The organism is Mycolicibacter algericus DSM 45454 (assembly GCF_002086455.1).
Lineage (GTDB): Bacteria > Actinomycetota > Actinomycetes > Mycobacteriales > Mycobacteriaceae > Mycobacterium > Mycobacterium algericum.
The window spans coordinates 39,314-45,367 of sequence record NZ_MVHC01000028.1; the positions used below are offsets into that span (position 1 = coordinate 39,314).

Here is a 6,054-nt window from a genome sequence, read left to right on the forward strand (position 1 = left end):
GCCCGAGCTAAGCCCCGGCGGCTGCGAGTTCGGCCAGCAGCGGGGCGAACACGTCGCCGATATCGGATGCGTCGGCCCCGCCCGAAGCGTCGGTGAACGGGATCTCAAACAGGGCGAATCGCAGCCCGGGGAAGATGCTCACGATGTCCGTCATGCCGTCGTCGGTGAACAAGAAGGTGTTGGTGAACAACGGTGTGAAGCTGAATTGGCTGCCGAACCCCGCCTCGGGGTCGTTGATGACGGTGCTGGTGAACATGTTCATCATGCCGAAGCCGGGCAAGCTGAACGGGAACAGCTCGGTTGTGTCGAAAACCGTCCCTACGCTGGGATAACCGGCCGAATCGTCGAGCACGCTGAGGACCTCCATGTGCTCGTAGTGGTAGATCAGGGGGATGTTGAGTTTGTCGATGTGGGCCGTGTACCAGTCGGGCCCGCCGGAGCCGTCGGTGACAGTGAAGACGCCGTCCACGCCACCTCTGGGATCCCAGAAACCGGGCGCCTCCATACCGCCGTAACCGATTCCGTAGGGCCAGGCGTCCTCGATCGGATCGGCGGTGGCGTGGCCGGCGAAGCCGATCGCGACGCCGACTGCGGCTCCCAAGAGTCCCACCGCAGTGCGGGTCGTGCCCATGACTGCCCCCTGAAAAGCGAAAAGCTATCTTGTTCTTTTCAGGAAATTATCAATTTCGAGCGAGTTGGTCAATGGCAGGTCGGAGCTTCACCACAGCTCCGTTGGGCCCGGCGCACCGCCGGAAGGCAGTTCGAACCGGGTGAAGTTGTTGACGATGGGACCGAAGGCAGGCGTCTTGCCCTTCGTTGTTGCCAGCGGGAGTCGATGAATCGAGCGAGATTCAGAGTTTGCGAGCGGTCTTTGCCGCGCGCTCGACCTCCCAGAAGGCGCGCAGCGCGATGAGCTTGCCCTCGTCGTTCACCCGGTAGGTGAACACCCCGTCGGTGGTGATCTGGTGGCCCGCCATGGTCGTCACGATCGAGCCGACGTTGGCCTGCTCATTTCCGCAGGCGAAGCTGTCGACGAAGTTGAACTCGATCTTGTCGGTCGGGGCGATCGCCTTGTCCCAGAACGCCGAGATCGCATCCCGGCCGCGGTGGCCCTTGCCCTCGGGGTCGAACGGCGAGGGACCGATCGGGTCCTCGACGATGGCGTCGTCGGCGAAGACTGACAGCCAGGTCTCCTTGTCGCGTGCGGCCACCGCATCGCGGGAGCGTTGGCCTGCCAGGTGGGCGGGGTGTTCGGTATTGGCCATAGGTCTACTCCTGCAAGCCGGAATGGATATGGGTGTTGGCGAAACGTTTCAGGGAGTCCCGGTTGGCGCAAGCAGCGCCCGGATGAGGGTGTACTTCATCAGCCGGCGGGTTTGTCTGGTTTGTCGCGGCTGACCACCCACATCGAGTAGTACTGCGAACCGCCGCCATAGGCGTGCCCCAGCGCCTTGCGGGCATTGGGCACCTGGTGATCACCGGCCTTGCCCATCACCTGGATCGCTGACTCGGCGAACCGGATCATGCCCGACGCCCCGATCGGGTTGGACGACAACACCCCGCCGGACGGGTTCACCGGCAGCTTGCCATCGATCGCGGTCTCGCCGGCCTGGGTGAGCTTCCAGCCTTCACCGGGCGCGGCGAAACCCAGGTTCTCCAGCCACATCGGTTCGAACCAGGAGAACGGCACGTAGATCTCCGCGGCGTCGATCTCGTCGATCGGGCTGGTGATGCCGGCGTTGCGCCACAGCGCGGCCGCGGCGTCCCGACCGGCCTGCGGGTTGACCTGGTCACGGCCGGCATAGGCCAGCGGCTCGGTGCGCAGCGCGGTGGCATGAATCCAGGCCACCGGATGGCCCGCGGCGACCCGGGCGTCGGCGGTGGCCTCGTCGCCGATCACCAGCGCGCATGCGCCGTCTGAGGACGGACAGGTCTCGTCGAAACGGATCGGATCCCACAGCATCTGTGACGACATCACCTTCTCGACGGTGATGTCGGGCTGGTGCAGGTGTGCCAGCGGGTTGCGGGCACCGTTGAGCCGGTCTTTGACCACCACCTTGGCGCCGGTGTCCACCGGGGCGCCGGACCGGCGGATGTAGGCGCGCACATGTGGGGCGAAATAGCCGCCGGCACCGGCCCCGACGGGCTTGGTGAACGGCACCGGGATGGAAAGTCCCCACATGGCGTTGGACTCCGACTGCTTCTCCCAGGCCATCGCCAGCACCCGGCGGTACTTGCCGGACTTGACCAGGCTAGCGGCGACGATTGCCGTCGATCCGCCCACCGAGCCCGCGGTGTGCACCCGGATCAGCGGCTTGCCGGTGGCGCCCACGGCATCTGCCATGAACAGCTCCGGCATCATCACGCCCTCGAAGAAGTCCGGCGCCTTGCCGACCACCACCGCGTCGATGTCGGCGAACGTCGAGCCGGAGTCGGCGAGCGCGCGGTCGATCGCCTCGCGCACCAGCCCGTTCATCGATACGTCGTGACGCTTGGCGACGTACTTGGTCTGTCCGGTACCGAGCACCGCGGCAAGTTGGGTGGCCATCAGTTACGTCCCTCCATCACCGCGACCAGGTTCTGCTGCAGCGCCGGCCCGCTGGTGGCGTGCGCCAGCACCCGGCCTGCCGAGCCATTGAAGATGTGTTGGGCGGCGAAACCGATCCGCTCCAGCCCGGCGACGAACATCGGATTGGCGGCCAGCGCACCGCCCGACGGATTTACCTTCGCCCGCGACGGCAACCGCATCGCCTCGGTCAGGATCAGGTGCTGATGGGTGAACGGCGCGTGGATCTCGGCGACTTCCACCGCGGGCATGTCGTCGCCGCTGGCCGCGCGTGCCGATGCGGTGGTCGACGGCGAGCGGGTCAGATCGCGGCTGCCGAGCACCGGGGAGTCGATGCGGTGCTCGAAACCGGTTATCCAGGCCGGGTTTTCGCGCAGTTCACGCGCCTTGTCGCCGGCGGCCAGGACGATCGCGGCGGCGCCGTCGGTGATCGGTGCGATGTCGTGCCGGCGCAGCGGGTCGGCGAAGAACGGGCGCGCCAGCAGTTCATCGAGGCTGTCGGAGGACTCCACCGAATCCACCCGTTCGGCTGCCGCGAAGGACTCCAGCGCCACCCGGGCCATCTGCTCTGGGGTCCACTGCCCGCCGTCAAGGCCGAGCCGGGCCTGCAGTCCGGCGATCGAGATCGAGTCCGGCCACAGCGGGGCGACGGTGTAGGGATCGGTCTGCAGCGCCAGAATCCGCCGTAGCTGGCCGGCCGAGGACTTGCCGAAGCCGTAAGCCAGCGCGGTGTCGACCTCGCCGGTCAGCACCTTGATGTAGGCCTCATACAGCGCCCACGCGCCGTCCATCTCCACATGCGACTCATTGATCGGCGGCACCGCGCCGATCGAGTCGATCGCCGAGATGAACGAGAAAGCCCGCCCGGCAAGGTAATCCGAGGAACCGGAACACCAGAATCCGATGTCGGCGCGTTCGATTCCCAGTTCACGGTAAAGCTGCTCGAAGCACGGCATCAGCATTTCGACGCCGTTGGTGGTGCCGTCGGTGCGGCGGACGTGCGGGGCGTGGGCGAAGCCCACCACCGCGACATCGCGAGTGCTCATCTGGCGGGTTCCCCTTACAGGTGGTGCTTGTAGGTGTCGTAGTCGGCGTCCGGCTCCCCGGTTGGCCGGAAGTACTCGATGTTCTCCATGCCGTAGGTCCATTCCTCGCGGGGCTTCCACACCGCCTGCACCCGCATGCCCATCCGCACGTCGGCGGCGTCGACGTCGGAAACCAGTGTCAGGAACGGGATGTCGGCGCCGTCGAGCAGCACGTAGGCCGCCACGTAGGGCGGTTTGATCTTCTGGCCCTGGAACGGGATGTTGATGATCGCGAACGTGGTGATGGTGCCGGTGTCCGGCAATTCGACGTAATCGGTGAGCTGTCGGCCGGTGGCCGGGTCGGCCTCTCGGGCGGGGAAGTAGACCTTTCCGTCTGCGCCGGTACGCGCGCCCAGCAGCTTGCCCTCCTTGAGCGCACGAAGATAGGCGCTCTCCGGGTGCGAGGCGCTGTGCTGGATCTCCAGCGCGATCGGGGTGATCACCATCGACACCGGGTCCCGCTCGTCGGAGCCTTGCTCGACCGGTTCTGGGTCCTCGCCGATCGCGAAGTAGGCGATGTCGGTGATCGCGCCGACCGTTTCCTCGGCCCAGTGCACGTGCACCCGGGTACCGGCGCTGATCGCCTTGGGGCTTTCGGCGGCCACCGCGTGCAGCAATGGCACGTCGGCGCCGTCGAGCTTGATCAGCGCCCAGGCGAACGGGGTGTCCAGCGGCTGGCCCTCCAGGGGCTCCGGCTGCCAGGACCATGACACTACGGTTCCGACACTGGCCACCGGTACGATCTCGGTGAGCTGTTCGTATGTGACCGGGTCGTACTCGGCGGGCGGTACGTACACCCGCCCGTCGGAGCCGCGGACACCGACGATGCGGCGCTCACGCAGAGCGGTGAAGAATTGGCCCAGAACCGGACCCGTCGAACGGGTGTAGTCGAAGGACAACCCCAACGGGGCGGACAGCGGCGGTTCCGACGGTTCTGTCAGGGCGGAGCGGGGTTCGCTGACGGTCACGGCATCGAGTAGAACAGGTTCTAGGAATCTGAGCAAGAAGACGAGAAGGAATTCAGGCGATGAAGCTGGGACTGCAACTGGGATATTGGGGCGCGCAGCCGCCGACCAACCACGCCGACTTGGTGGCCGCGGCCGAGGATGTCGGCTTCGACGCCGTCTTCACCGCCGAAGCCTGGGGTTCGGATGCCTACACACCGCTGGCGTGGTGGGGGTCCTCGACGTCGCGGCTGCGGCTGGGCACTTCGGTGGTGCAGCTGTCGGCGCGCACGCCCACCGCGTGTGCGATGGCCGCGCTGACACTGGATCACCTCTCGGGCGGCCGGCACATTCTCGGGCTCGGTGTCTCGGGCCCGCAGGTGGTTGAGGGCTGGTACGGCCAGCGATTCGGCAAGCCGCTGGCCCGCACCCGCGAATACATCGACATCCTTCGCCAGGTGTGGGCCCGTGAGGCCCCGGTGACCAGCGCCGGACCGCACTACCCGCTGCCGTTGTCCGGTGAGGGGACCACCGGGCTGGGCAAGGCGCTCAAGCCGATCACCCACCCGCGCCGCGCCGACATCCCGGTGATGCTGGGTGCCGAAGGGCCGAAGAACGTCGCATTGGCCGCCGAGATCGCCGACGGCTGGCTGCCGATCTTCTACGCGCCGCGACTGGCCGACATGTACAACGAGTGGCTCGACGAGGGCTTCGCGCGGCCCGGGGCGCGGCGTACTCGCGAGGACTTCGAGATTTGCGCGACCGCCAACATCGTCATCACCGACGACCGCGCCGCGGCATTCGCGGCGATGAAGCCCTACCTGGCGCTCTACATGGGCGGCATGGGCTCGGAGGACACCAACTTCCACGCCGAGGTCTACCGCCGGATGGGCTACGCGGAGGTCGTCGACGACGTGACCAAATTGTTCCGCAGCGGGCAAAAAGACAAAGCCGGCGAGACCATCCCCGACGAGCTGGTGGACGACGCCGCGATCGTCGGCGACGTCGACTACGTCCGTAAGCAGATCAAGGTCTGGGAGGCCGCCGGAGTCACCATGATGGTGGTCACCGGACGCAGCACCGAGCAGATTCAGCAGCTGGCGTCGCTGATCTGAGCCCGGCGCTGCTGGGGCTTGCGGCGACTAGAAAAAAAGAGCGGAAGCTGCGGGACCCGTACCGGGAGGGGCGGGAAGCGCAGATCTAGGGCGAGTCACCGTTGTCCTGCTTCCAGTGGCGGGGATGTATCCGGTACTCCATGGATCTCTTGGGGCGTCGCGGCCAGCGCTTTCCGGCGTGGAATCCCGGGAAATAGAGCGCTGCGAAGATTCCCGCCGTCATGATAGTCAAGGTAGCTAATTGCGCTAGCTGTCCGCGGGCTATCGGGCTCTTCCCGATCGGGAGTGCGTGGGCGGGCGCGGCTGACCGGGTGAGGTTGGGGATGTAGGCGGGTCCTGGGGTG

At 66.6% G+C, this 6,054-nt stretch carries 7 protein-coding genes; 1 reads left to right on the forward strand and 6 read right to left on the reverse strand.

Going from position 1 to position 6,054, the window contains the following annotated elements; genetic code table 11:
- Positions 1 to 7: 7 nt before the first annotated feature.
- From BST10_RS18535 to BST10_RS18555, 5 genes are all read right to left on the reverse strand, one after another.
- Complete coding sequence (locus BST10_RS18535; protein ID WP_083039742.1) at positions 8 to 631, reverse strand: hypothetical protein; 624 nt, start codon at positions 629 to 631, stop codon at positions 8 to 10.
- A gap of 220 nt (positions 632 to 851) precedes the next feature.
- Positions 852 to 1,265 (reverse strand): nuclear transport factor 2 family protein, encoded by a 414-nt coding sequence (locus tag BST10_RS18540; protein ID WP_083039744.1) that lies wholly within the window; start codon positions 1,263 to 1,265, stop codon positions 852 to 854.
- A 98-nt stretch (positions 1,266 to 1,363) separates the two neighbouring features.
- Positions 1,364 to 2,548, reverse strand: coding sequence for a thiolase domain-containing protein (locus BST10_RS18545; protein WP_083039747.1), 1,185 nt, complete (start codon positions 2,546 to 2,548; stop codon positions 1,364 to 1,366).
- Positions 2,548 to 3,612: a thiolase domain-containing protein gene (locus tag BST10_RS18550; protein ID WP_083039749.1), complete on the reverse strand. Its 1,065-nt coding sequence runs from the start codon at positions 3,610 to 3,612 to the stop codon at positions 2,548 to 2,550. The genes BST10_RS18545 and BST10_RS18550 overlap by 1 nt, the downstream gene beginning before the upstream one ends.
- 14 nt (positions 3,613 to 3,626) lie before the next feature.
- Positions 3,627 to 4,592 (reverse strand): Zn-ribbon domain-containing OB-fold protein, encoded by a 966-nt coding sequence (locus BST10_RS18555; RefSeq protein WP_205277485.1) that lies wholly within the window; start codon positions 4,590 to 4,592, stop codon positions 3,627 to 3,629.
- Between the two features lie 86 nt (positions 4,593 to 4,678).
- Between BST10_RS18555 and BST10_RS18560 the strand changes: the two genes are divergently transcribed.
- Complete coding sequence (locus BST10_RS18560) at positions 4,679 to 5,710, forward strand: LLM class F420-dependent oxidoreductase (RefSeq protein ID WP_083039753.1); 1,032 nt, start codon at positions 4,679 to 4,681, stop codon at positions 5,708 to 5,710.
- A gap of 85 nt (positions 5,711 to 5,795) precedes the next feature.
- On the opposite strand, the gene BST10_RS23395 is transcribed toward BST10_RS18560, so the two are convergent.
- Positions 5,796 to 5,933, reverse strand: a complete 138-nt coding sequence (locus BST10_RS23395) for a hypothetical protein (RefSeq protein ID WP_163762373.1) — start codon at positions 5,931 to 5,933, stop codon at positions 5,796 to 5,798.
- Positions 5,934 to 6,054: the final 121 nt, after the last annotated feature.

Bases quoted from the DNA above. Each gene is read 5' to 3' on its own strand.
- BST10_RS18545 (WP_083039747.1), bottom strand. From the start codon at position 2,548: ATGGCCACCCAACTTGCCGCGGTGCTCGGTACCGGACAGACCAAGTAC.
- BST10_RS18540 (WP_083039744.1), bottom strand. From the start codon at position 1,265: ATGGCCAATACCGAACACCCCGCCCACCTGGCAGGCCAACGCTCCCGC.
- BST10_RS18550 (WP_083039749.1), bottom strand. From the start codon at position 3,612: ATGAGCACTCGCGATGTCGCGGTGGTGGGCTTCGCCCACGCCCCGCAC.
- BST10_RS23395 (WP_163762373.1), bottom strand. From the start codon at position 5,933: ATGACGGCGGGAATCTTCGCAGCGCTCTATTTCCCGGGATTCCACGCC.
- BST10_RS18535 (WP_083039742.1), bottom strand. From the start codon at position 631: ATGGGCACGACCCGCACTGCGGTGGGACTCTTGGGAGCCGCAGTCGGC.
- BST10_RS18560 (WP_083039753.1), top strand. From the start codon at position 4,679: ATGAAGCTGGGACTGCAACTGGGATATTGGGGCGCGCAGCCGCCGACC.